This window comes from Micromonospora sp. CA-259024 (assembly GCF_050936255.1).
Taxonomy (GTDB): Bacteria; Actinomycetota; Actinomycetes; order Mycobacteriales; family Micromonosporaceae; genus Micromonospora.
Genome location: NZ_JBNJND010000001.1, coordinates 2,005,864 through 2,028,544, shown reverse-complemented (window position 1 = coordinate 2,028,544; position 22,681 = coordinate 2,005,864). Strand labels below are relative to the sequence as shown.

The 22,681-nt window shown below is 70.3% G+C and carries 25 protein-coding genes; 12 read left to right on the top strand and 13 right to left on the bottom strand.

The window, feature by feature from the left end; translation table 11 throughout:
- Positions 1 to 94 precede the first annotated feature (94 nt).
- The gene (locus ACQEUX_RS08730) at positions 95 to 1,306 is read left to right on the top strand and encodes a helix-turn-helix domain-containing protein (RefSeq protein WP_433043884.1); all 1,212 of its coding nucleotides are present in this window, start codon (positions 95 to 97) and stop codon (positions 1,304 to 1,306) included.
- Here ACQEUX_RS08730 and cutA read toward each other — a convergent pair.
- Positions 1,245 to 1,607, bottom strand: a complete 363-nt coding sequence (gene cutA, locus ACQEUX_RS08725) for a divalent-cation tolerance protein CutA (protein ID WP_433043882.1) — start codon at positions 1,605 to 1,607, stop codon at positions 1,245 to 1,247. The two genes, ACQEUX_RS08730 and cutA, sit on opposite strands and share 62 nt — an antisense overlap.
- A 134-nt stretch (positions 1,608 to 1,741) precedes the next feature.
- Here cutA and ACQEUX_RS08720 point away from each other — a divergent pair, with 134 nt between their 5' ends.
- The 3 genes from ACQEUX_RS08720 (at position 1,742) to ACQEUX_RS08710 (ending at position 2,602) form a co-directional block, all read left to right on the top strand.
- Positions 1,742 to 1,930, top strand: a complete 189-nt coding sequence (locus ACQEUX_RS08720; RefSeq protein WP_433043879.1) for a hypothetical protein — start codon at positions 1,742 to 1,744, stop codon at positions 1,928 to 1,930.
- On the top strand, positions 1,927 to 2,208 hold the full coding sequence (locus tag ACQEUX_RS08715) for a hypothetical protein (RefSeq protein ID WP_433043876.1): 282 nt from the start codon (positions 1,927 to 1,929) through the stop codon (positions 2,206 to 2,208). The genes ACQEUX_RS08720 and ACQEUX_RS08715 overlap by 4 nt, the downstream gene beginning before the upstream one ends.
- Before the next feature lie 205 nt (positions 2,209 to 2,413).
- The gene (locus tag ACQEUX_RS08710) at positions 2,414 to 2,602 is read left to right on the top strand and encodes a DUF397 domain-containing protein (protein WP_433043873.1); all 189 of its coding nucleotides are present in this window, start codon (positions 2,414 to 2,416) and stop codon (positions 2,600 to 2,602) included.
- A gap of 547 nt (positions 2,603 to 3,149) precedes the next feature.
- Here the strand turns inward: ACQEUX_RS08710 and ACQEUX_RS08705 are convergent.
- Both ACQEUX_RS08705 and ACQEUX_RS08700 read right to left on the bottom strand, forming a co-directional pair.
- Positions 3,150 to 3,737: a DinB family protein gene (locus tag ACQEUX_RS08705; protein WP_433043870.1), complete on the bottom strand. Its 588-nt coding sequence runs from the start codon at positions 3,735 to 3,737 to the stop codon at positions 3,150 to 3,152.
- 230 nt (positions 3,738 to 3,967) lie between these two features.
- The gene (locus ACQEUX_RS08700; protein WP_433043867.1) at positions 3,968 to 4,486 is read right to left on the bottom strand and encodes a DUF2283 domain-containing protein; all 519 of its coding nucleotides are present in this window, start codon (positions 4,484 to 4,486) and stop codon (positions 3,968 to 3,970) included.
- A gap of 1,159 nt (positions 4,487 to 5,645) precedes the next feature.
- On the opposite strand from ACQEUX_RS08700, the gene ACQEUX_RS08695 reads away from it, so the two are divergent.
- Together ACQEUX_RS08695 and ACQEUX_RS08690 are read left to right on the top strand one after the other, a co-directional pair.
- Positions 5,646 to 6,122: a hypothetical protein gene (locus ACQEUX_RS08695; RefSeq protein ID WP_433043864.1), complete on the top strand. Its 477-nt coding sequence runs from the start codon at positions 5,646 to 5,648 to the stop codon at positions 6,120 to 6,122.
- A 162-nt stretch (positions 6,123 to 6,284) separates the two neighbouring features.
- Positions 6,285 to 6,725 carry a VOC family protein gene (locus ACQEUX_RS08690; protein WP_433043861.1) on the top strand — a complete coding sequence of 147 codons (441 nt, stop codon included), beginning with the start codon at positions 6,285 to 6,287 and terminating at the stop codon, positions 6,723 to 6,725.
- Positions 6,726 to 6,840: 115 nt separating this feature from the next.
- Here the strand turns inward: ACQEUX_RS08690 and ACQEUX_RS08685 are convergent, their stop codons facing one another.
- Positions 6,841 to 7,560, bottom strand: coding sequence for an SDR family oxidoreductase (locus tag ACQEUX_RS08685; RefSeq protein WP_433043858.1), 720 nt, complete (start codon positions 7,558 to 7,560; stop codon positions 6,841 to 6,843).
- Positions 7,561 to 7,728: 168 nt separating this feature from the next.
- Between ACQEUX_RS08685 and ACQEUX_RS08680 the strand changes: the two genes are divergently transcribed.
- Positions 7,729 to 8,613, top strand: coding sequence for a LysR family transcriptional regulator (locus tag ACQEUX_RS08680; RefSeq protein WP_433043855.1), 885 nt, complete (start codon positions 7,729 to 7,731; stop codon positions 8,611 to 8,613).
- On the opposite strand, the gene ACQEUX_RS08675 is transcribed toward ACQEUX_RS08680, so the two are convergent.
- A complete protein-coding gene (locus ACQEUX_RS08675; protein WP_433043852.1) occupies positions 8,614 to 9,540 on the bottom strand; it encodes an NAD-dependent epimerase/dehydratase family protein in 927 nt (308 codons plus the stop codon). It lies immediately after the preceding gene.
- Between the two features lie 163 nt (positions 9,541 to 9,703).
- Here ACQEUX_RS08675 and ACQEUX_RS08670 point away from each other — a divergent pair, with 163 nt between their 5' ends.
- From ACQEUX_RS08670 to ACQEUX_RS08660, 3 genes are all read left to right on the top strand, one after another.
- Positions 9,704 to 10,132 carry a VOC family protein gene (locus ACQEUX_RS08670; RefSeq protein WP_433043849.1) on the top strand — a complete coding sequence of 143 codons (429 nt, stop codon included), beginning with the start codon at positions 9,704 to 9,706 and terminating at the stop codon, positions 10,130 to 10,132.
- A gap of 115 nt (positions 10,133 to 10,247) precedes the next feature.
- On the top strand, positions 10,248 to 10,832 hold the full coding sequence (locus ACQEUX_RS08665; RefSeq protein ID WP_433043846.1) for a hypothetical protein: 585 nt from the start codon (positions 10,248 to 10,250) through the stop codon (positions 10,830 to 10,832).
- 67 nt (positions 10,833 to 10,899) lie between these two features.
- A complete protein-coding gene (locus ACQEUX_RS08660; RefSeq protein ID WP_433043843.1) occupies positions 10,900 to 11,844 on the top strand; it encodes an acyltransferase domain-containing protein in 945 nt (314 codons plus the stop codon).
- 103 nt (positions 11,845 to 11,947) lie between these two features.
- Here ACQEUX_RS08660 and ACQEUX_RS08655 read toward each other — a convergent pair whose 3' ends face one another.
- From ACQEUX_RS08655 to ACQEUX_RS08640, 4 genes are all read right to left on the bottom strand, one after another.
- Positions 11,948 to 14,776 (bottom strand): PQQ-dependent sugar dehydrogenase, encoded by a 2,829-nt coding sequence (locus tag ACQEUX_RS08655; protein ID WP_433043840.1) that lies wholly within the window; start codon positions 14,774 to 14,776, stop codon positions 11,948 to 11,950.
- 87 nt (positions 14,777 to 14,863) lie between these two features.
- Positions 14,864 to 16,042: a ThuA domain-containing protein gene (locus tag ACQEUX_RS08650; protein WP_433043837.1), complete on the bottom strand. Its 1,179-nt coding sequence runs from the start codon at positions 16,040 to 16,042 to the stop codon at positions 14,864 to 14,866.
- Positions 16,043 to 16,560: 518 nt separating this feature from the next.
- Entirely contained in the window at positions 16,561 to 17,289 is a 729-nt protein-coding gene (locus tag ACQEUX_RS08645) for an alpha/beta fold hydrolase (protein WP_433043834.1), read from the bottom strand.
- Positions 17,290 to 17,406: 117 nt separating this feature from the next.
- Positions 17,407 to 18,150, bottom strand: a complete 744-nt coding sequence (locus ACQEUX_RS08640; RefSeq protein ID WP_433043831.1) for an SAM-dependent methyltransferase — start codon at positions 18,148 to 18,150, stop codon at positions 17,407 to 17,409.
- A gap of 74 nt (positions 18,151 to 18,224) precedes the next feature.
- On the opposite strand from ACQEUX_RS08640, the gene mug reads away from it, so the two are divergent.
- The gene (gene mug / locus ACQEUX_RS08635; protein ID WP_433043828.1) at positions 18,225 to 18,794 is read left to right on the top strand and encodes a G/U mismatch-specific DNA glycosylase; all 570 of its coding nucleotides are present in this window, start codon (positions 18,225 to 18,227) and stop codon (positions 18,792 to 18,794) included.
- On the opposite strand, the gene ACQEUX_RS08630 is transcribed toward mug, so the two are convergent.
- Positions 18,791 to 19,306, bottom strand: coding sequence for an SRPBCC family protein (locus ACQEUX_RS08630; protein ID WP_433043826.1), 516 nt, complete (start codon positions 19,304 to 19,306; stop codon positions 18,791 to 18,793). The genes mug and ACQEUX_RS08630 overlap by 4 nt on opposite strands.
- Positions 19,303 to 19,665 (bottom strand): metalloregulator ArsR/SmtB family transcription factor, encoded by a 363-nt coding sequence (locus ACQEUX_RS08625; protein WP_433043823.1) that lies wholly within the window; start codon positions 19,663 to 19,665, stop codon positions 19,303 to 19,305. The genes ACQEUX_RS08630 and ACQEUX_RS08625 overlap by 4 nt, the downstream gene beginning before the upstream one ends.
- Positions 19,666 to 19,753: 88 nt before the next feature.
- On the opposite strand from ACQEUX_RS08625, the gene ACQEUX_RS08620 reads away from it, so the two are divergent.
- A complete protein-coding gene (locus tag ACQEUX_RS08620; protein WP_433043820.1) occupies positions 19,754 to 20,854 on the top strand; it encodes a calcium:proton antiporter in 1,101 nt (366 codons plus the stop codon).
- A gap of 15 nt (positions 20,855 to 20,869) precedes the next feature.
- Here ACQEUX_RS08620 and ACQEUX_RS08615 read toward each other — a convergent pair whose 3' ends face one another.
- On the bottom strand, positions 20,870 to 22,126 hold the full coding sequence (locus tag ACQEUX_RS08615) for an RNA polymerase sigma factor (protein WP_433043817.1): 1,257 nt from the start codon (positions 22,124 to 22,126) through the stop codon (positions 20,870 to 20,872).
- Positions 22,127 to 22,129: 3 nt separating this feature from the next.
- The gene (locus tag ACQEUX_RS08610; RefSeq protein WP_433049681.1) at positions 22,130 to 22,522 is read right to left on the bottom strand and encodes a YciI family protein; all 393 of its coding nucleotides are present in this window, start codon (positions 22,520 to 22,522) and stop codon (positions 22,130 to 22,132) included.
- Positions 22,523 to 22,681: the final 159 nt, after the last annotated feature.

The window sequence follows — 22,681 nt, the reverse complement described above, 5'->3', positions numbered from 1 at the left end:
GGCAACGGCAACCCGTCGGTGTGGCGGCCGGCGGGTGCAACCCATCCCTCTACCTGGGGTGATCGCTGTGACTGAACCTTCGTTCCCGGGCCGGATGCGCCAGCTCCGCACAGAGCGCGGCCTATCCCTGCGTGATCTCGCGAAGCTCACCTACCACGGCAAGACGTACCTGCACGAGCTGGAGACCGGCGCGAAGCCGCCCACCCCGCAGATTGCCCGACGCGTCGACGACGCTCTTCACGCCGGCGGTGAGCTGGCCGCACTCGCCGCAACATTTCACGGTATGCGCCGCCGCGAGTTCGTTGCCGCCGCCGGACTGGCCGTCGCACTCCCACATACCCTGCTCGCCCACGGCCCTCGCGTCGGTGCTACCGCTGTCGCCCAGCTCGCGGAGCGCACCGCCCGGCTACGCCGGCTCGACAACTACCTGGGCGGCGCCGACACCCGCCAGATGTACGCGGCCGAGGTTGAGTCGACGACTCGACTGATTCAGAACGGTGGCTACAGCCAGCCCACGGGCCGGCAACTGCTGGCGATTCTCGCCGAGCAGGCGCAATTGGCCGGTTGGGCGGCGTTCGACGCCGGCGACCACCATGATGCGGACGGGAAGTTCCGGGTCAGCCTCGCCGCCGCGAAGGACGCCGAGGACCGGGCGCTCACGGGCAACGGGCTGGCGTTTCTGGCGTACCAGCAATTGGCCATCGGCAGTCGAGGCACCGAAACCGCAAGCGCGGCCTGCGAAGCGGCCGGTGCCACGGCCACACCGCGGGTGCGGACATTGCTGCACCTGCGGGCTGCATGGGCATTCGCCGCTGCGGGTGATGCACCGGCCGCCGACAGGCACCTCGGTATCGGTACGACCCTGCTGAACGAGCGCGACGACCGGCCCGAGCCGGATTGGGTCTACTGGGTGGACAGCACCGAAGGTGAGATCATGACCGGCCGATGCTGGGCGGTGCTCCACCGACCGCTTCGCGCGATACCGGTGTTGGAACGCGCTCTGGCGACCTTTTGTGACACGCAGGCCCGTGACAAGGCGCTCTACCTGTCGTGGCTCGCTGACGCCTATCTCGACGCAAACGAAATCGAGCAGGCATGCCAGACCGCCGGGAGCGCGGTCCGTCTCGCCGGCGGGGTGGGGTCCATCCGTCCACGCCAACGCCTCCACGCGTTCCTGCACCGCTTGGAACCGTATGCATCGCTACCCTGCGTCGTCGAGCTACAGGCCCTCGCGGCAGCCGCGTCTACGCGTCCTCGACTGAGCGGCTCAACCACGCCAGGTACTCCGGAGAACCCCGGACAATAGGCACTGCGCTGACTTGCGGGTTGGCCCAGGGATGCTCCTTAAGGACAAACCGCTCCAGCTGTGGGTACCGCTCTGCCGTGGTGTAGAGCAGCACCTGCCACTCTTCGCCCGAACCCTGTACCCCGTGGTGCCAGAACACGCTCGTGACCGGGCCGATCACCTGCCCGCTCGCGGCGAGCCGTGCGGCGACCGCCCCTTCAGCAAGCCGCACGCCAACATCGCGCGTGTCGGTGGCCGTTGACACCTGCAGGTAGTCGCTCACCCGCCACACCCTAGCGGCGGCGCCGTCCGCGGACAGCACGGACAACCAGCGGACACCGCCAGTCTGGATGACCCTGGCTGCCGGGGAGACGCTGTCTGCACAGGCAGGGTGTCGGCTCGGCGAACATCCCCACGCAGAGCGGACGCTGCCGTGAGTGGAGGAGCCGATGTGCGATGGAGATGATCCCCGGGCTGTGGAGGCTGCTGTGGCACCGGCCGGAACGCGACCGGCAGGTGCCGCTGCCCTCCGGTACCGATCAGGCCATTCAGGAAGGCGAGCAGAAGGCCGCCCAGGATCGACTACTGACCTACGCGCGTCGGCTGCCCAACGAGCGGGTCCACAACAACCGGTGGGCCCGGTGACCGCCCCGATGATGCCCGGTCCGGGTGCCCGCGTGTCGGTGCGGCCGGGTGAGTGGCAGCTCAGCCCCGGCATCGAGGGCCACACCTGCCACGACATCCGGATCGTCACCATCCACAAGTCCCAGGACCCCCGGTACGCCTGGGTGTATGGGCACGGGCTGGAGTGCGCGTGGGAGTCGGCGGACTGTACCGCTCCCTTCTGCTGGGAGCTGCTGGTCAAGGTCGACGTCCTTGTCGCGACGGCTGCGGGTGAGCGGCCGCGAGCACGCCGATGCTGACCCGGCTGGCGGAAGGCTGGCGGCGGACCCTCATCGAGCACCAGGCCGTCAACGGCCGGTGCCCGCGCTGCCGCACCCGAGGACGCTGCTGGGAGTGGGCCGACGCGTTCGGCCAACTCGTCGCTCACGACCTGCCGCTCCCCGTATTACCCCTCACCGACCATCGGTCGCACGTGACGGCCAGCTGAGACAAAGGAGCAACGCCATGCACCAGCTCGATTTCGTCCGCCCGAACCGGTGCGCAAACTCTGGCCCGAACTGTGTTGAGGTCGCTATTGATGCCAACCTGAATCGGATTGTGCGTAACTCACGGCGCCCGGCGGAGCAGATCGTCGTCGACAAGTCTGAGTGGAAGACGTTCGTCGAGAGCATCCGCGCTGGCCAGGACTTCTGATCCGGTGGAGTTGGCGTTCGACGCCACGCCGGTCCGGCCCCTTCCGTTCGGCCCGTCGCGATGCCTGGGCTGCATGCCGCGGATCCTTGCTGACTCGAAGCACGCGTGCGGAGGTGGCCGTATCCCGATCGCTGACCTCGGCTGGTGGTGCGACTGCCCGGAGCTGGAGTGCAGGCGGCGGCAACAGGGCATCTGGCCAGCCGATTCCGTGAAGGCTGAGCGGCGCCGGCGACGGCCGAGAGCTAATCACCGGTCGCCCCGGTGACCCGACCGCAGCCCGGCCTCAGAACGACGCATAACACACCAGCCACCGCGTCGTTTGTGTCGCCTGCGCTCACAGCATGTCGCTAACGAGCCTGGGTGTCGTGCCACGCGTCAGGTGAAGCCACGACGAACGCGTCATCCGCAGTCGGACAGCCGACTGCCGGCGATGTCGGGTTTCAGAACCTGCGTGACAGATCAGTCTCGGGACGTGGGTGACACGTCCAGCTAGATGGCGCAGCGGCGAGGAGCGCGGCGGCGTCGGGGCTCGGCGCTGTCGTGGATATCAGGCCCTGGTTGGACCAGCTGCTTTGGCGGCCCGCTCGATCTTCGCGCACTGGGCGTCCCAGAAGGCCGCGTCGCGCTGCGGGTTCGCATACTCGGCTGTTGTCCCGGTCGAGCCGTCGAGCTGCTCGCGCAGGATGTCGGCGTGTCCGGCGTGCCGGCTGGTCTCGGTGAGTATGTGGACCATGACGTTGAACAGCTTCACGTTGGGCCGTGGCCACCAGGGCACGTAGCCCGGGGAGTCGATGGCGAGGGCGGTGATCGTCGCGTCTGAGTGCTCCCAAACACGGCGGTAGCGGTCGATGATCTCCTCGCGCGTCTCGTACTCGGTCGCCCACATGTCGTCGCCGCGCGCCCCGAGGTCGTCCCACCGGGGCAGCGATTCGGGGAACGGTCGGTCGAAGACCTCGCCGAAGTACCTGGACTCGGACAGCGTCTGGTGCTTGATCAAGCCGAGAAGGTTGGTTCCAGTCGAGGTCAGGGGGCGGCGGATGTCGTACTCGGAGAGCGCGTCGAGCTTCCAGAGCATTACCTCACGAGTCTTTCGCAGGTTGTGGTGCAGGTACTCTTTTGCGAAATCATCGATCATGGGGCACGAGCCTGCCATGCGCCGCCGGCGGGCTCAACCTACGATCAGCACTTGGCAGAGTGTCACGCACGTCCTGATACCGATGTGTCACGCAGGTCCTGAGACCGGACACGACGGCCGGCGGCCGACTGCCGGCGACTGCCGGACAGGCGGACTGCCGGCGATGTCGGGCTCCACTTGATGCGTGACGGATCGGTGTCAGATGTTGGGTGACACATCCGGCTAGACGATCATGGTTTGTTCTCTGTTTGATCTTGGTTCTTCAGTATCGCTTGCAGGAGAGCGGTCGGTAGCCGGTTGCGGGCGCCGAGGATTTCCAGGCCGACGACGTGGCCCTCGGGGTTGAGGTCGAGGTTGAACATGCCCTGATCGGGGTCGAACGGTATGACGCGCTGTGCGGCGGCGGGTGGGATGGGGTGGTCGAGGTAGATGTATGCCGCGTCGGCGTCGCTGTCGTAGCTGCAGAGCAGCGGGATGCGTTTCTCCGTATACATGGTCGTCAGGCTGGCATATGGCCGGGGTGGCTGGTGTGCCGCCGGGATCGCTCTGGCTTGCGTGCCTTGAACCGGGCGGGCGACGGGCTTGGCGGTGGTGCGGGGCACTTCGGTGACCAGCTGGTCAGCGTCGTAAACGCGGAAGGTGGTGTCGGCGGCTTCGATGGTCAGGGTTGCTCCGGCCCGGGCGATGCCGACGTGGATGCGCTGGCCCGCGATGACCAGGGACCCTCGGCAGCTGACGCGGCGTTCCACCCGCAACGGCTGGGCTGCGGGCTGCGGTGGGGGTCCGGCGGGCCGGGCGTCGCGGATGCGGGTGATCTCGGCGGTGGTGAGGGGGTTGGGCAGGCTGCGCAGCAGGACGCCGTCGGCGGTGATCTGCAGCCGGTCGACCTCGATCGGGGCGCCGGCCCGGGTGGGGCCGGTGGTGATCGGTGGTGGCCCGGCCGGCTGGCCGTCGTCGGCGAGAAGTTGGCGCAGGTGGGCGGGGTGAGCCGGGACGGGACGGTCTTGAGTCGGACGCCGTCGATGAGCAGGTGGACGACGGTGGTGTCGGCCCAGAGGGTGACTGGGAGTCCGGCTCGGGTGGGGCTGAGCCAGAACTGCTGTCCGCAGACGGTGAGGTTGCCCGAGGCGGGAACAAGGCGGGTGACCTGCACGGCCAGGCCGACGTCGTCGCCGGTCGGCAATGGCGTTGGTGGGACGACGGGTTGCCCGGTGGATGGCGGAGGCGGCGGCACTGGTGTCGGCAGCGGCCGAGGGCTGCGTAACGGCAGCTCAGGAGCCAGGTCGTCCGCTTTGATCGACTAAGCCCCCGCCGTTGATGCCTCGGCGGATTGGCCTGGTTCGATCACAACATGGGCACCGACATTGCAGTGGTGCGGGCATGGCACCGCATCGAGGATTGGCTGTCGCGGTTTGCTCCCCGATTCCGTGCGCAGATGAATCCACCGGCAACAGCAGCCGAGATCGACACTGTCGCAACCGCCCTGGGTGTGGCGCTCCCGGCCGGTCTTCGGGTTTGGTGGGGCCTGTCCAATGGACTCCGGCACGCCGTCGACTCACCTGGCGGTCATCTCATCCCTGACGTCTCGAACCCGTATCCGACCGCTGTGGCTGTCGAGAATTGGCGGATGCAACTATTCATGGACCTGCGTGAGGGTCCGCTACACGGATGTCTGGTGGAGTTCTCCCGCGAGCACCGCTGCACGACACCGCGGTGGGAGTCTGTAGCGCAACTGTGGGTAGACGTCGCTGACCAGCTAGACAGCGTCGATGCCGGCTTCCTCCGTAGCGACCGCGTTGACGACGTGCGAATCGGCAGGTGGGCACCTCCCATTTCCTAACCAACGTCACGTGCGTGAGCTGCGGACGAGGCCCGACGACGTCAAGGTCTCCCGTGAGGAGGACTGGCGTGGTGTCCATATCTGGGGCTCACGACTGGGAATGGGCTAGCTTCTGGGACGTGACGATCCTCGGGTGGCTTCGCGCTGTGCTGGACAGGCTTCCCACCGGACAGCCCAGGGAGTCTCCGGCCGCCTCGCCCGCCGCGCCGGAGTGTATGTCGCTGCTTGAGTTGGCCCGGCTGCTCCCCATGCGGCACAGCGACCGGGTGGCTAGTGCATATGTGGAGGTCGTTACCTTCGCATCAGCCGACGAGATCGTGGCGATGCTGAAGGTGATGCTCGAAGAGGACTGGATGGCTCTCCCGGTCTGGGCGCGGAATCTTGCGTTCCGGCTGGCGTGCCTTCAACGGCCGGAGGATGGTGAGCTGTTGCACGTGGCGGCCAGTGACCTCCGCGCCTTTGGCCCGGACTGGAACCACATCGCCGAGGAACTCCGCCACCGGGCAGACAGCCTGGCCGCCGGAAAGGATCTCGCCTCCCCCTGACTTCGGGCGAACCGGCACCGCACACTCCGGTGCGTGACGAAGCCCTGCCGGGATCAGGAGGCTCTCCAAAAAGCCGCGAAGAATGTCGAGTACGGCCGGGCGGCTCCGTCTCAGGGGAGGATGCGGCCATGGTGGCCGACCAGACCAGGGAGAAGATCCAGCATGGCGATCCAGCGGATGGACAACGTCCTTATCGTTGTCGAAGACCTTGACGCTGTCATCTCGTTCTTCGTCGAACTCGGGATGGAGTTGGAGGGCCGAGGGCCGATCGAGGGACGGTGGGTGGAGCGTGTCATCGGGATCGATGACGTCCGACAGGAGGTCGCGATGCTGCGGACCCCGGACGGCCAGGGCAAGGTCGAGCTGGCGATGTTCCACACGCCGAAGGTGATCAGGGCCGAGCCGAAGGACGTACCGGCCAACACGCTGGGCATTCGTCGCATCATGTTCGCCGTCGACGACATCGAGGACGTCATTACCCGCCTGCGCGCTCACGGGGCCGAACTCGTCGGGGAACTGGAGCAGTACGAGGACATCTATCGGCTCTGCTACGTCCGTGGCCCCGAGGGCATCGTCGTCGGATTGGCCGAGCAGCTCCGTTGAGTGCCGCCGACCGTGGCGGCGTCAGGGAGGTAGGGGCCTGACGCGCGGCGGAGACCCCTACCTCCCTGACATGCGGATCTTGCCGGCGCAGCGCGCAGGCCGCGATGTGCTGGGCTCAGGCGATCAGGGTGCCGCCGTCGACGGTCACCACCGTGCCGGTGGCGTACGTCGCCCGCAGCAGGTAGACGAACGCCTCGGCGACCTCCTCGGGCTCGCCCACCCGGCCGAGCGGAAGCGACTGGCTGAGCTGGGCGTACATCTGCTCTCGGGTTTCTTCCGGCAGGGAGTCCCAGAGCGGTGAGCGGATCACGCCGGCGGAGACGGCGTTGACCCGGAGCGGGGCGAGTTCGACGGCGAGCGCGCGGACCAGCGCGTCGATCGCCCCGGTGATGCTGGCCGCCACCGACCAGCCCGCGCTCGGGCGGTGGTTGGCGGTGCCGGTGGTGAGGGTGATCGACCCGCCGGGCCGCAGGTACGGGACTGCCGCGTTGACCGCCGACAGGGAGCCGAAGTAGCGCAGGTCGAAGGCGGCGCGAGCGGCGGCGAGGTCGAGACCGTCGACGGACATCAGCGCGAGCGGTTCACCGGCGGTGTAGACGAGGTGGTCGAACGGGCCCAGGCCCTCGAAGAGGCGGGATACGTCGCCGGTGTCGGTGAGGTTGGCGACGTACCCCTGGGTGCCGGTCGGCAGGGTCGACAGGGCGCGGTCGACGCTGCGCTGGTTGCTGGAGGCGACCACGACCTGGGCGCCCTCGCGGGCGGCCCGGGTGGCGGTGGCGAGCCCGATCCCCGAGGTTCCGCCGAGTACGACGACGCGCTGGTCGGTGAGGGTCATGATCGTGTCCTTCCGGATGGTGTGGTGCAGACGCTTACCACCGTGCTCCGCCGGGAACGCTCGCGTCCAAGACCTCTTTCACCTCCTGTGATGCCCGTTGAGCATCACCCCAGTCATACCCGGCGGGTATCGTGGAGCCGCCCGGAGCGAGAACCGGACGGGAGCCGGATGGACGTCGATCTGCGTAAGCTGCGCTACTTCGTGGCGGTCGCCGAGGAGCTGCACTTCGGCCGCGCCGCCGCGCGGCTGCACATCGCGCAGCCGGTCCTGTCCCGCCAGATCCGGGCCTTCGAGCACGAACTTCGCGCCGAGCTCTTCGTCCGGGATCGCCGCTCCACCGTGCTGACCGAGGCCGGCCGTCAACTGCTGGCCGACGCCCGTCCGCTGCTCGCCTCGGCCGAGGCCCTGCGTCGGCGGGTGCAACGGGCCGCGCACGGCAGGCCGACGTTCACCATCGCGTTCATGCCCGGGCTCATCGTCACCGCCGAGGCCCGTGCCATCGCCCACCTGCACCCCGACCTGGCCGTCAATGTCGTCCGCACCTCATGGAACGACCAGGTCGAGGTGGTCCGCGAGGGCCGTGCCGACGTCAGCTACGTACGGCTCCCGGTCGGCAAGCGCGGCCTACGCCTACGCCCGCTGTTCACCGAACCCCGCGTCGTGGTCCTGCCCAGGGATCACCGGCTGGCCGGCAAGGAGTCGGTCGACCTCGCCGAACTGGTCGAGGAACGGCTGCTCCAGGACCCGGACGCGGTGCCGGAGTGGCGGGACCTGCCGAACCGCCGGACGGACCTCGATCCCCGCCCCCGGCCCGAGCTGAACTCCGTCGAGGAGAAGCTGGAGCACGTCGCCGCGTACGCCGGGGTGGTGATCCTGCCCCGGTCGACCGCGACGTTCTACACCAGGCCCGACGTCGTCCACGTGCCCGTCGACGACCTCGGTCACAACCAGGTCTGCCTGGCCTGGTCCGAGGACAACCGGTCGCCTCTGGTGCACGAGTTCGTCGACATCGCCGCGCGGCTGGCGCAGGCGGCCGAGCCTCCGACGCGCTGATCAGACCTCTTTCGCACCGTTGTCGGCGAAGGTCTCGCGGAGCGCTGGGCCGAGCGATCGGCCGGTCGTCGGTTCGATGAACAACTCGGCGAGCAGGAGGTCGGCGAGGTGGGTCGGGTTGACGCCGGACTCCTTGCGGCTGAGGGCCTGCAGCGCGCCGCCGAGCCGTAGGGCGGCCTTCGCCGCGCCGGCCGGCAGGCGCGTGACCCGGCGTTGTCGCCCGACTGCCTCGGCGATGCGCGCGATCATGTCGTTCCAGGTGAGGTTCTCGTCAGCGATCGGGATGTCCGTACCGTCGGCCCGCTCCAGAGCGTCCACCGCGACCTCGGCCACGCTGCGTGCCGACGCCGCGGCGCTCCCACCGGTGGGGGCGGCCAGGGGTGTACGGGACCGCGCCCACCGGTCCAGCGGACCGGCCCAGTTCGGCAGCCGGTCACCGGCCCGGCCGAAGACGAACGGCAACTCGAGCACGGCGACCGGCAGGTCCGGGCCGGCGCCCGCCCGCCCCTCCCGGGCCTGCTCGACCCGGCAGCGGATGTACGTGTGGCGGGCCGCGAGGTGCCACTGCGGATGCAGCCGGTCGAAATAGGTGTAGTAGGAGCCCATCACGACCCCTCGGGTGAGACCCTCCAGGCGGGCGGCGGTGAACAGGCGTACCACCGGCTCGACGTTGTCACGCCGAAACGCCGGGTAGATCGGCTTGGGCAGTGGTCGCTGCTCGTCGGTGCGGGTGGCGTAGACCACGCCGTCGTGACCGGCGAGCAGCGACCGCAGCTCGTCGGTCGAGGCAGACCCCACGTCGACCAGGTGGTCGACACCGGAACGGGCGGTACGCGCCACCGAGGTGGCCGCATGACCCCGCTCGCGCAGCACGTCCACGACATGGGCGCCGATCAGACCACTGCCACCGACCACGAGAATTCGCACGCTGCATCGTCCACTCTGGAGACCGCTGCTTGTCAAGTCACGATCGATGCGGGCCGGCCGGCGATCGCACCGCGACACCGGCCAGCAGCATGACCGCGGGGGCGTCGCTGCGGATGCGACGGCGGTGTGGTGCGGCCAGAATGGCACCCGGAGGTGATCGAGGGTGGTCGACCAGGAGAGTGTGCCCAAGCTGTGTTCGGTGGTGTTGGACTGCACCGACGCGAGGGCACTGGCGGAGTTCTACCGGCAGCTGCTCGGCTTCGTCTACCGGCCCGGCGACGAGCCGCCGGCGCAGGGGCAGGTCGACGAGCGGGGTCGCGACTGGCTGGTGCTGAGGGCGCCCGACGGCGGCCCTCAGATCGCCTTCCAACAGGTCGAGCACCTGGCGGAAGCGACCTGGCCGGAGGATACGGTGCCGCAGCAGCTGCACCTGGATCTGAGCGTGGAATCGGTCGACGAGTTGTTGGTCCAGCATGAGCGCGTGCTTCGACTCGGTGGCCGGCTGCGGTACGACCGCATCGAGGACCCCGACGAGCCGCTGCGCGTGTACGCCGACCTGGCCGGACATCCCTTCTGCGTCTTCGTCGGCTAGTCGGCCACCAGCCGATCGGCGGCGTAGGTCGACAACCAGCGAGGGCGTCATCCGTACCCTGGAATTCGCATAGGTTCGACGTGCTGGACGCCATCGCTGTGAAACGGGGTTGAGGATGCCGGAGCCGCGCGCCTTCTGGGTGGACGAGCAGTTCGACCGCGAGCACGGCACCGGCGGGCGCGGCCGGTACGAAGCCGAGGTGCTCGCCCGGATCGACGAGTTCGCCGACACCTGGGACGACATCGCGCCTGTCGCATTCGCGGCGGCGGCCTGGAAGGTGGCCAGCGAGCTGTCGCCCGGCTTCGTCCGCTGGCATCGGCGGATCGTCTCGGCGACCTGCACGCGCAGCGCCTGGGACGGCAGCATGGTCTGCGCGGTGACGCTGGTGTCGGGCTGGCCGGCCGAACTCACCTGGACCAAGCAGTGGCAGCGCGACCGTGGTTGGCGCGACTGGCCTCAGGTGTTCGGTCAGTTCACCACACCGACGGAGCAGGACCAGACGCGTAGCCCGCATCTGCGCGCGATGCTCCAGGTGGAGTCTCCGGTCCCGCTCGACGATCTGCCACCGGCGCCCGCCGGTCCGGACGACGACGCCGCGCCCGCGGCGCGACGGGCCGTCGTGGTGCTGGCCCGGGAACTCAACGACCTCCTCGCTCCGATGATCGGCCAGCTCGAAGCCGGGGTGCCGGCGGACTCCTGAGCCCACCGGCTCGGGCGCCACCTTCCGGGCACCCCACCGGAGACCCCTCGCCGGTAGGGTCGTCCCCGTGGACGTGCACGACACCGCCGCCCGACTCGGTGTACCCGTCGAGGACGTCGACCGCGTCTGCCGGCTCGCCGGTGACCGGCCCTCGGCTCCGTTGCCCGCCAAGGCCGACGCGCCCGCGATCCTCGACCGGCTCGCGGTACGACCAGACGACGCCGCCGAGATCATGGCCGGTTGGCCCGACCCCGACTCACCGCTGTGGACGCCGGAGCTGCGCTGGCTGCTCGACCGCTCGATCGCCCTGGTCCGCGCCGACCTGGGGGGCCACGCCTGGCTGCCGCCCGGTCCGGAGCTGCCGCGCGAACGAGGCCTGGCCTGGCGGCATCTCTACGTGTACGCGTACCTGGCCCTGGTCGACGTCGTCCGGGGTTACCACCGCGACCACGGCATCCCCGACGCCGTGTCGTGGTTGACGCTCGCGGACCTGGGCCGCAACCTCGCGGTCGACCGGCGGATGCACCGCGAGGGCTGGCCGGTCATGCAGAGCTGGCTGACGCTGCACGCGCGCGGCAGCGTCTACGAGCTGGGCCGGCTGCAGCACCAGCGCGGCGACGACGCCATCGGCCTGCACATCCCCGACTCGGGGCCGTTGACCCCGGAGGCGGTCGCGGCGTCACTCGACGAGGCCCGCGCGTTCTTCCCACGCCATTTCCCCGACGAGCGCTACACGGCGTTCTCCTGTGGCTCGTGGCTGCTCGACCCCCAGCTGCGGGAGTACCTACCCGAGGACTCCAACATCGTCCGGTTCCAGCGGAGGTTCGAGCTGGAGCCCTACGAGGAGCCCGAAGGGCTGGACGCCGACGTCGAGGTGCGGCGGTTCGTGTTCCGCACCCTGACCACGCCACTGGACCAGCTGCCGCGACGCACCGTGCTCCAGCGCGCGGTCGTGGAGCACCTGAAGGCTGGTCGTCACTGGCACTGGCGACAGGGCCGCTTCCCGATCTAGTCGCACCCCGCACCGCAGGCCGGCGGGCTCGGACGACAACACCCGCACCCCTGGATGGGCGGTGCCCGGCCTGGCCGCCGACCAGGCCGGGCACCGCCGTCGGTCAGTTTGCCAGGGTGAACTTCTCCCAGGACCCGACCGCCGCCCGGTTGGCGATCAGCGCCGCCGCCCCGGCGTTCTCGGCGGCCACGATCTGGTTGTTGGCCAGGGCGCGCAGGCTGACGGTCCCGTCGGTGTTGGTGATGAGCTGGAACGTCTCCCACGGTCCGATCGTCGTACGGTTCGCGATCAACGGTTCCGCGCCCGCGTTCTCGGCGCAGACGTACAGGCCGTTGGCACGCGACCGGAGGGCGATGGTGCCGTTGCCGGCGTCAACCCGGTCGAACTGCTCCGTCGTCGCGACGGTGGCCTTGTCGGCGATCAGCGCGCTGGTACCGACAGCCGACACGTACTGGCTGTTGACCTGTGCCCGCAGGCTGATCACTCCGGTGCCGCCGCTGGTGCCGGTGGTGAAGGTGAACGAGTCGACGTCGAACAGGTTGCCCGACCCGCCCTTGAACACCAGGTACAGCGTGGTCGTCGCGGCGGGCGGGTTGGTGATGGCGCCGGACACCTCGGTGAAGGTCTCCCAGCTGCCGGTCACCGGCACGGTGACGGTGCCCAGCAGGGTGCCGGTGGCGGACCCGGCACGAACCTCGATGGTGCCGCCGGCTCCGGCCGAGGAGACCCGCGCGGTGAACCGGGTCGCGTTGGACAGGTGGTACGGCTGGTACGAGATCCAGTCGTTGTTCTCGATGAACCCAGCGGTGCGACCACCCTCGGCGTTCGTGTGCTCGGTGGCCTGGACACCGGACTGGGCGCCGAAGTGCTCGCCCTGCCGGTGTTTCGGTTGCAGGGTCTTGATGCTGTGCGTGGTGAGCGCGCCGTTGTCGGTGTAGGCGGCGTCGAAGACACCGTAGATGTTCGCCGCCGCGTCGTGCTCACCGTCCGTCGGGACGGTGATCGTGCCGCTGCAGCCGGTCTTCGAGGTGATCTGGTGGGCGTGACTGTCGTGGCCCAGCGCGTACGTCAGGCTCACCCGGGAACAGTCGATCGTGCCGTCCTGCGGGTCGCTCACCGAGATCTGGTACGGCACCGTGTCACCGAAGCTGAACAGCTGCCCGTCGGTGGGCAGGGTCAGCGACACCGTCGGTGCGGTGTTGCCCACGGTGACGACCAGGCTCGCCGTGCCGGACAGGCCGGTCGGGTCGGTGACCTTCAGGGTCGGGCTGTAGGTGCCGTTGGTGGTGTACGTCTTCGTGGGGTTGGCCGCCGTCGACGTGGTGCCGTCGCCGAAGGTCCACAGGTAGCTCAGCGCCCCGCCCTCCGGGTCGGAACTGCCGGCCGAGGAGAAGGCGATGGTCAGCGGGCTCGGCCCCGAGGTGGGGTTCGCCGAGGCGACCGCGATGGGGCTGCGGTTGCCACCACCGATGTACTCGATCCGGAAGAGCGCCTGGTTGTTCGAGCCGGTGCCGTAGTCCAGCACGTACAGCGCGCCGTCCGGGCCGAAGGCCATGTCCATGACCTGCGTGCCGCTCCACGGGAAGTTGGAGATCTCCCCGCGCGAGCCGTCGGAGTTGACCGCGATGGCCTTGATCCAGCGGCGGCCGTACTCGCCGGCGAAGAACTGGCCGTTCAGCGACGCCGGGAACTTGATGCTGGAGCTGAGCGAGGCGTCGTACCGGTAGACCGGCCCACCCATCGGCGACTCCGAGCCGCTGCCGAACTCCGGTGGCGACCCGGAGTCGCCGGCGTACTTGATCCAGGCCGGCTTCGCCGCGGGCAGCGTGGTGAGCCCGGTGTTGCGGAACGAGTTGTTGGTCGGCCCGCCCGTGCAGTTGTACTTGGACTGCGACGGCCCGGACGGGAAGGTGTATTCATTGTATGTTTCGGTGCTGGTGTTGCTGCCGGTGCAGTACGGCCAGCCGTAGTTGCCGGGTGCCGTGATGCGGTTGAACTCGACCTGGCCGGAGGGGCCACGGGTGGAGTTCGTGGACCCGGCGTCGGGGCCGTAGTCGCCGAGGTAGACGACGCCGGTCGCCTTGTCGACGCTCATCCGGAACGGGTTGCGCAGACCCATCGCGTAGATCTCCGGGCGGGTGCCCGACGTGCCGGGGGCGAACAGGTTGCCCGACGGGATGGTGTAGGTGCCGTCCGCCTGCGGCTTGATCCGCAGCACCTTGCCCCGCAGGTCGTTGGTGTTGGCCGAGGAGCGCTGGGCGTCGAACTGCGGGTTGCGGTTGGTCCGTTCGTCAAGTGGCGCGTAGCCGGACGACTCGAACGGGTTGGTGTCGTCGCCGGTGGTCAGGTACAGGTTGCCGGCGGCGTCGAAGTCCAGGTCACCGCCGACGTGGCAGCACTGCCCACGGTCATTGGCGACCTGGAGCACGATCTTCTCGCTGCCCAGGTTGAGCGTGTCGTCGCTGTTGAGTGTGAACCGGGACAGCCGCAGGTGCCCCTTCCACCTGTCGAAGTCCGCCGCCGAGCCGGTGGTCGGGGCGTCCCCGGACGGGGTGCTCAACGTGGGCGAGTAGTACAGGTAGACCCACCGGTTGGTGGCGAAGTTGGGGTCGACGGCGACGCCCTGCAACCCCTCCTCGTCGTGGGTGTAGACGGACAGGGTGCCGGAGACCTTGGTGTTGCCGGCCGCGTCGGTGACCCGCAGGACACCGTTGCGGGCGGTGTGGAGCACCGAGCGGTTGGGCAGGACGGCCAGGGACATGGCCTCACCCAGTTCGGCCGAGCCGGTGGCGAGTTTGACCTGCTGATAGTCCGAGGCGGGGATGACCGCCGCCTGCGCGGTCGACGGTGCGGCCACAGCCAGGGTCACGCTCGCGACGGCGGTGACCGCCGCGAGGAGAGCCCGGGGCCAGCGCCGGGGGTACGAGAGCATGATCGTCCTTTCTCGACGACCGGGGGACGGGCGCGCGGGGGCGCACCACGACCAGGTGGGGTGGTGGAGAACGAGCGGGGGACCAGGTCAGCCGGTGACGAGGTCGAACTTCTCCCACTGACCGATGGAGGTCCGGTTGGCGATCAGCGGGGAGGCGCCCCCGTTGTCGGCGGCGACGTAGCGGTTGTTCACCGTGGCCCGCAGGCTCACCGTGCCGTCGGAGTTGCGCACGAGCTGGAACGTCTCCCACGCGCCGGCGCTGGCCCGGTTGGCGATCAGCGGGGCGGCGCCGGCGTTCTCGGCGGCGACGAACTGCCCGTTGCCCTTGGCACGCAGCGCCACGTTGCCGTTGGTGAGGTTGACCAGGTCGAACCGCTCGGTGGTGCCGATGGCGCTGCGGTTGGCGATCAGCGCGGTGGTGGCGTTGAGCGCGCTCACGTACTGGTTGTTGGCCCGGGCCCGCAGGGTGGAGCCGCTGGGCGGCGGGGTCGTGGTGCGCGGCGAGCAGTCGGCCGTCACGGAGCCCGCGGCGACCTGGAGGCCGCCGAGCAGCATCCGGGTGAAGTTCGGATCGGTGTACGACGCCTCGGTGTGTCCGAGCCCGGTGTACCAGGCCCGCCCGCCGCCGTACGCCTTGCACCAGGTGATCGGGTGGTCGCCGCTCATGTTGCCGCCGCTGTAGGACGACTCGTCGAGGCTGGCCAGGACCCGCGCGCCCGAGCGGGGGTTGGTGCGGTAGTTGTACCACTCATCGGTGCGGACCCAGGTGTCGCCCAGGTGCGCGGTGGACGGGTTCGTCCGGTCCTCGACCCGTACGGTGGCGGACTGGATCGCCGGGTGCGAGTCGAACCACGCCCCGACCAGCCCGCCGTACCACGGCCAGCTGTACTCGGTGTCGGCGGCGGCGTGCACGCCCACGTAACCACCGCCGGCGGCGATGTACGCCTCGAAGGCCGTCTGCTGGCTGGCGTTGAGGACGTCGCCGGTCGTCGACAGGAAGACCACCGCCTGGTACTGGGCCAGGTTGGCGGTGGTGAACTGGCCGCCGTCCTCGGTCGCGGTCACGCTGAAACCGTTGGCGGTGCCGAGTTGCTGGATGGCGGCGATGCCGTTCGGGATGGACGAGTGGCGGAAACCAGCCGTCTTGCTGAACACCAGGACCTTGGTCAGTGGTGCCGCCGAGGCCGGAGTCGGCAGGGCCACCAGGGTGGCCAGGAACACGGCCAGGCCAGTGATGAGTGCTGACAAGCGGGGACGGGAACGCATGCTTCTGCTCCTCTGCTGAGCGTCGACCCGGGCGCACGCGCACGGGGCGCGCGGCCTCGCCGGGGCCGGTTGGCGGTGGTACGGAGCCGGGCCGCCGATGCTCGGCTGAGATGGTGCGGGGTGGCGCGGTGGTGTCGGGGTGTTGCCGTGCACGGTGGGATCGTCCCGGCTCGGGGGAGTGCGCGACGCTGCGCCGTACGGGGGTGCGGTTCCGGTGCTCCCCACCCGCCGAGGGGGGAGCGTCGCGTCGCGACCGACAGCGCCGGGAGACGGCTGGCGCGACGGCGACGATCATTCGCGATGGCACCGCCGACGACTCCGACCCGCCAGTGTGGACGATCGAAGCACATCGACTGACATCGCTGAGGCAGTAAACCTCTGATGTCTGTGCGCCGTCAAGCCCGCCCCGTCGGCGTGCACCACCTGGAGCGGGGCCCATGCGGCTCGCGCCGCCGGCAGACCGGTCACGGTAGGTCCGCCAGGCTCAGGCGGCACCCGGGTGACGGCCCGCGTCGGGGCTATCCTCGGCCGGACGGTACGGGACCGCGGGCGCCTCTCGTGGCCATGAGGATGAGATCGGCGATCGCCTCCGGGTGGGTCACCATGGCGAGGTGCGAGGAGTCGACCTCGATCGTCGTCGCGTCCATCCGCTCGGCCAGGAAACGCTCCAGCTCAGGCGCGCTCGTGCGGTCCTGGGTGGAGATCGAGTAGTAGCAGGGTTTGTCCCGCCAGGCAGCCGTCGTCGTGCGGCCCTGGAAGAGGTCGCCGGCGATCGGCCCCTGTGCCGCGTACAGGGAACGCGCTCGGGCCTCGTCGACTCCGCCCGCGAAGTCCTCGAGGAAGGCGCTCTCGCTCAGCTGCGCGTACCCGTCGTTGTGGACGAGACCGGCGTTCGCCGGCGGCGTCGGAAACTTCGCCGCGAGGGCGGTGAAGTCCTCGCCGGCGTCCGGAGCGCGGGCGGCGACGTACACCAGGGCGGTGACCTTGGGATGGTTGCCGGCATCGCTGATGACCGTGCCCGCCCAGGAGTGCCCCACCAGCACCGTCGGCCCGTCTTGCCGGTCGAGGGCGCGGTTGGTGGCGGCGACGTCATCGGCCAGGGAGGTCAACGGGTTCTGCACGGCGGTGACGGTCAACCCGGCCCGCTGGAGGATGGGGATGACGTCGGACCAGGAGGAGCCGTCGGCGTACGCGCCGTGTACCAGGACCACGTTCTTGACGGGCCCGGCCGGGGACGTGTCGTTCATCTGGACCTCCGCACGCGACGACGTGGTGCCACCGCTTCGCCGCCGACGACAGCTCTCGCCTGACACTCTTCCCTACGCCGGTCGGGTCGGTGGGTCGAACGTCGGAGGTTCAGCCCGTCAGCGGCCGAGGACGAGGTACGCGAGGCCGAGGACGCCGCGGTAGCCGCCGACGTACTGGCGCAACCGGGCATCGAGTTCCGCGCGGACCTGCCCCGCGCGGGGGTCCTCCGGGTAGGTCAGCAGCCACTCCTGGCGGCCGGCGAGCCAGGTGGATTCGAAGTCGTCCCACTCCCGTTGGTCGGCGGTGCTCAGGTGCAGCACGCGCCAGCCCCGTTCGCGGGCGGCCTCGATCAGGTCCGGGAGGGCGGTGACCTCCGTACCGAAGATCTGCTCGACCTCGGCCGTGGGGGGACGTTCCCAGTACGCGTCACCGAACAGCAACCGGCCACCGGGTCGGACCACGGTGGCGAGCGCGTCGAGGGCGGCCCGGGTGCCGCCGAAGGCGTGCGCCGAGCCGATGCAGAGGACCCGGTCGGCGGGCTCCTGCCAGGCCGCCGCCTCTCCCATGACGAAGGCGACGTGCCGGTTGAGCGACCGACCCGCGGCCAACCGCCGGCCCCGGGCGAGGGCGGCGTCGTCGGTGTCGACGCCGACGCCCCTCGTCGCGACGGGGGCGGACACGCCACCGGCGGCGACCGCCCGCAGCAGCAGCTCACCCCAACCGCATCCGAGGTCGAGTACGCGCGCACCCGGGCGGACGTCGAGTCGCTGCAGCAGCAACGCCGCGTGCTCCTGCGACAGGGGCGTGTTCCAGCGCATCCGCGCGTAGCGGCTGGCGGCGAGGTGGTCGGTCGACGGCATCCGTTGAGGGTGTCAAGCCGTGATCGTCGGTGTGCGCGGGGTCCGGGACCCCGACGTACGGCAGGATCGGTGGGGTGGGCGCGGAGCGTGCGGGGCCGTTGCGGCGGCCGACCCCGCGGGAGGTGGCGGCGGCCGCCGGGCAGGGCCTGGTGGACGTGATCGGTCCGGGCCTGCGGGTGTTGTTCTGCGGCTTCAACCCGGGTCTCTACTCCGCCGCCGTGGGGGAGCACTTCGCCCGCAGGGGCAGCCGTTTCTGGCCGGCCCTGCACGGTGGCGGCTTCACCGACCGGGAGCTGTACCCGTGGGAGCGCGACGAGTTGCTGCGGCAGGGCCTGGGCATCACCAGCCTGAGCAACCGGGCCACCGCCCGCGCCGACGAGCTGACATCGGCGGAGCTGGTGGCCGGGGTCACGGGGTTGGCGGTGAAGGCCGAGCGGTACCGGCCGCGGTGGGTGGCCATTCTCGGCGTGACGGCCTACCGGATCGCCTTCGCCCGGCCCAGGGCCGGGCTGGGCCCACAGCCGGATCGGCTGGGCCCGTCCCGGGTCTGGGTGCTGCCCAACCCCAGCGGCCTGAACGCGCACTTTCCGCTGCCGGCGTTGACCGCCGAGTTCGCGAAGCTGCGGCGGGAGCTCGACCCCTAGGTGCGCAGGGTCTCGGCCTCGGCGGCCAGGGCCTGGTAGTAGGGCTGCATGGCGGGGTGGTAGTCGTCGAAGTCAGGGCGGGGTGAGCCGTCCCGGGAGGCGACGAGCATGTCCAGGTAGTACTCCCAACCGGCGCCCGTCTCGGCGACGCCGTCCAGGCCGGTGAGGTGCTGGACGAACCGCAATTCGGTGGTGCCGTCGGTCTCGGTCAGCGCCAGCTCCAGGAGCCAGGTGCCGTAGCTGTCGATCATCGAAAGGGCGAGGCGCCGCTGCGGTTCGCACGCGTCGATGTGGACGTCACACCAGGGCTGCTGCTCCTCGTACGCCATCTGGACCCGGATGGTCCGTCCGGGCGCGGCGTCGCCCTCCCAGGGGCCGAACCAGCGGGCCGTGCGCTCCGATTCGGTCAGGCTGGCCCAGACGTCCGCCGCCGGGGCGCGGAACGTGCGGGTGAGGACGAGGTCGTGGCCGTCGGCGGTGCGGAATAGGCGTCCGGCGGGTGTACGGGTCATGCGGTGTGCTCCCTTCGGTGCTCCGCCGGGCCGCGGCTGCGGCGCTCTCGGCGGGTGCGATAGACCTCGGTCTCCAACGCGTCGAGGTGCCGGTCCCACCGGTCGGTGGCGACGAGGCCGGTGAGCCAGTCGACCAGCGGGGCGAGCGGGCCGGGATCGAGGCGGTAGATCCGCTGTCGGCCGACCAGTTCGTCGCGGACCAACCCGCTCTCCCGCAGCACCCGCAGGTGGCGGCTGATCGCGGGTCGGCTGATCGCGAACCGCTGGGCGATGTCGCCAGCGGCCAGCGGTTCGTCGCGCAGCATGGTCAGGATGTGCCGTCGTACCGGGTCCGCGATCGCGGTGGCCACCTCATCCACCCGGAAAGCGTAACCTACAAGTTACGGGTTTGGGTGTCGCCGCATCGATGGTGGGCGCATGATCACTTGACCTGGCACGCTGTATGTCATGGCCACCCTCCTTCGCTCCCGCGTGACCGACTGGACGTTTGCCGTACCCGTGCTCGCCGTCCTGGTGCTGATCGGCACCTGGGGACGGAACCTGCCCGGGCCCGTCATCGTGGTGGTCGCGCTGCTGCTGGGTGGCGCGGTGCTCGCGGCCGTGCACCACGCGGAGGTGGTCGCCCATCGGGTGGGGGAGCCGTACGGCTCGCTCGTTCTCGCCATCGCGGTCACCGTGATCGAGGTCGCCCTCATCGTCACGCTGATGATCAGCGGACCGGAGAAGACGCAGTCGCTCGCCCGGGACACGGTCTTCGCCGCCGTCATGATCACCTGCAACGGCATCCTCGGCCTGTCCCTGCTGCTCGGTGCCCTGCGCCGACGGGTCGCCGTGTTCAACCCGGAGGGCACCGGCGGGGCGCTGGCCACCGTGATCACCCTGGCCACCCTGAGCCTGGTCCTCCCGAGCTTCACCACGGCCCGTCCTGGCCCGGAGTTCAGCCCGGCCCAGCTCACCTTCGCCGCCGTCGCGTCGCTGGCCCTGTACGGGCTGTTCGTGCTTGTGCAGACCGGCCGGCACCGCGACTACTTCCTGCCGGTCGACAGCCGGGGCCGGGTCATCGACGCGGAGGAGCACGCCAAGCCGCCCACGACCCGCGCGGCGCTGGTCAGCCTGGGCCTGCTGCTGGTGGCGCTGGTCGCGGTGGTGGGCGACGCCAAGACCATCTCTCCGACCATCGAGGCCGGGGTCGCGGCGGCGAACCTGCCGCACGCGTTCGTCGGTGTGATCATCGCCTTGCTGGTGCTGCTGCCGGAGACCCTGGCAGCCGCCCGCGCCGCCCGCCGCGACCGCGTGCAGATCAGCCTGAACCTCGCGCTCGGCTCCGCGATGGCCAGCATCGGCCTGACCATCCCGGCCATCGCGATCGCCTCGATCTGGCTGGACGGCCCACTCCTGCTCGGCCTCGGCGGCACCCAACTCGTACTGCTCGCGCTCACCGCGGTGACCGCCGTGCTGACCGTTGTGCCGGGCCGGGCCAACGTGCTGCAGGGCGGCGTACACCTGGTGCTGCTGGCCGCCTTCATCTTCCTGGCCGCCAGCCCCTGACCCGCGGCCGCCGGCTCAGTCGGCGGCCGGCGGGTCGCCCGCGACGCGGTCCGCGCGGGCGTTCAGGTAGCGCTGCTGCGCCAGGTTCGTCGACCGTGACGCCGCCATCCGGTACGCCTCCCGCGCCGCGGCCCGCTCACCGACCAACTCCCACAGGTGGGCGCGGGCCGCCGGCAGTCGGGGGTCGTCGGCCAGTCGGGGGTCGTCGGTCAGGTCGGCGAGCAGCGCCAACCCGGCCGACGGGCCGCGGCTCATCGCCACCGCCACCGCGTGGTTGAGCGCCACGACCGGGTTGTCGGAGATGCCCAGCAGCACCTCGTACAGCGCGGTGATCTGTGCCCAGTCGGTGGCCTCGGCGCTGGGAGCCTCGTCGTGCACGGCCGCGACGGCCGCCTGCACCTGGTACGGCCCGACGACCCCGCGCGGTAGCGCTCCGGTGATCAGATCGACGCCTTCGGCGATCTGGTCGGCCCGCCACCGGCTGCGGTCCTGCTCCGCCATCGGCACCAACTCGCCGTGCGGGCCGATCCGTGCGGGCGCGCGGGCGTCGGTGAGCAGCATCAACGCGAGCAACCCGGTGACCTCGGGATCCTCGGGCAGCAGCCGGTGCACCAGGCGGGCCAACCGGATCGCCTCGGCGGTCAGGTCGGCGCGCACCAACCCGGGGCCGGCGGTTCGCGCGTACCCCTCGGTGAAGATCAGGTAGAGCACGTGCAGCACGGCGGCGAGCCGGTCCGCGCGCTCCGCGCCGGTGGGTGGCGCGAACCGCAGCCCGCTGTCGCGGATGCGTTGCTTGCCCCGGCTGATCCGCCGGGTCATCGTGGCCTCCGGCACCAGGAACGCCCGCGCCACCTCAGCGGTGCTCAACCCGCCCACCGCGCGCAGCGTGAGCGCGATCTGCGAGGCCGGCGACAGCGCCGGGTGGCAGCACAGGAACAGCAGGATGAGGGTGTCGTCGGCGTCCGCCGGTGGACGGTCGGCGGCGGGCGCGTGCCACTGCTCGGGCAACACCCACCGCGCCACGGTGTCCTCCCGCCGCATCCGGGCCTGCTCGCGCCGCAGCAGGTCGGTCAACCGGCGGGACGCGACCGTGATGAGCCAGCCCCGGGGATTGTCCGGTACGCCGTCGCGCGGCCAGTCGCCCGCCGCGGCGATCAGCGCCTCCTGCACCGCGTCCTCAGCGGTGTCGAAGTGCCCGTAGCGGCGGACCAGCGCGCCGAGGACCTGTGGCGCCAGTTCGCGCAACAGGTCCTCGACGGGTGTCTCCGGCACCGGTCAGCCGGCCAGGTCCTTGACGCCGTCCAGTACCGGCCGCACGTCCACGTACCCGCCGGGCGCGTCCGGGTCGACCAGGCCGGCGGCGATCTCGGTGGCCCGGTCGAAGCTGGCACACTCCACGATCGTGTAACCCGCGAGGACCTCCTGCGTCTCCGGGTACGGGCCGTCGGTGACCACGGGCGCGCCCTCGCTCACCCGCACCCGGCGGGCGTGCACCGGCTCGCTCAAGCCCCGGGCGTCGACCAGCTCACCGGACTCGGCCAGCGCCTGGTGGAACGTCTCCATGTGCTTGTGCATCGCCGCGATCTGCTCGGCCGACATGGCCGGCCGGTCGGTCGCCCGACCGGACAGCACGTCGTAGTCCTGCTGCGAGCCGTAGAGCAGGATCATGTACTTCACGTGGCTCTCCTCCTGTCCCGGCGCCACGACGGCACCGCCTCACCAGAGACGTCGAAGCCAACCCGCCCACCCGGACACGCTAGTTCCCCCGAACCCGACACCCCTGTTGATCATGAAGTTGTTGTCACGACACGCCGCGCCAGCCAGCAC

Excerpts from the sequence above, each read along its gene's own strand:
- ACQEUX_RS08720 (WP_433043879.1), top strand. The coding sequence starts at position 1,742 with ATGGAGATGATCCCCGGGCTGTGGAGGCTGCTGTGGCACCGGCCGGAA.
- ACQEUX_RS08630 (WP_433043826.1), bottom strand. The coding sequence starts at position 19,306 with ATGACCCGTACACCCGCCGGACGCCTATTCCGCACCGCCGACGGCCAC.
- ACQEUX_RS08645 (WP_433043834.1), bottom strand. The coding sequence starts at position 17,289 with ATGAACGACACGTCCCCGGCCGGGCCCGTCAAGAACGTGGTCCTGGTA.
- ACQEUX_RS08650 (WP_433043837.1), bottom strand. The coding sequence starts at position 16,042 with ATGCGTTCCCGTCCCCGCTTGTCAGCACTCATCACTGGCCTGGCCGTG.
- ACQEUX_RS08680 (WP_433043855.1), top strand. The coding sequence starts at position 7,729 with ATGGACGTCGATCTGCGTAAGCTGCGCTACTTCGTGGCGGTCGCCGAG.
- ACQEUX_RS08730 (WP_433043884.1), top strand. The coding sequence starts at position 95 with ATGCGCCAGCTCCGCACAGAGCGCGGCCTATCCCTGCGTGATCTCGCG.
- ACQEUX_RS08710 (WP_433043873.1), top strand. The coding sequence starts at position 2,414 with ATGCACCAGCTCGATTTCGTCCGCCCGAACCGGTGCGCAAACTCTGGC.
- ACQEUX_RS08690 (WP_433043861.1), top strand. The coding sequence starts at position 6,285 with ATGGCGATCCAGCGGATGGACAACGTCCTTATCGTTGTCGAAGACCTT.
- ACQEUX_RS08640 (WP_433043831.1), bottom strand. The coding sequence starts at position 18,150 with ATGCCGTCGACCGACCACCTCGCCGCCAGCCGCTACGCGCGGATGCGC.
- ACQEUX_RS08685 (WP_433043858.1), bottom strand. The coding sequence starts at position 7,560 with ATGACCCTCACCGACCAGCGCGTCGTCGTACTCGGCGGAACCTCGGGG.
- ACQEUX_RS08705 (WP_433043870.1), bottom strand. The coding sequence starts at position 3,737 with ATGATCGATGATTTCGCAAAAGAGTACCTGCACCACAACCTGCGAAAG.
- ACQEUX_RS08665 (WP_433043846.1), top strand. The coding sequence starts at position 10,248 with ATGCCGGAGCCGCGCGCCTTCTGGGTGGACGAGCAGTTCGACCGCGAG.
- ACQEUX_RS08620 (WP_433043820.1), top strand. The coding sequence starts at position 19,754 with ATGGCCACCCTCCTTCGCTCCCGCGTGACCGACTGGACGTTTGCCGTA.
- ACQEUX_RS08610 (WP_433049681.1), bottom strand. The coding sequence starts at position 22,522 with ATGATCCTGCTCTACGGCTCGCAGCAGGACTACGACGTGCTGTCCGGT.
- ACQEUX_RS08655 (WP_433043840.1), bottom strand. The coding sequence starts at position 14,776 with ATGCTCTCGTACCCCCGGCGCTGGCCCCGGGCTCTCCTCGCGGCGGTC.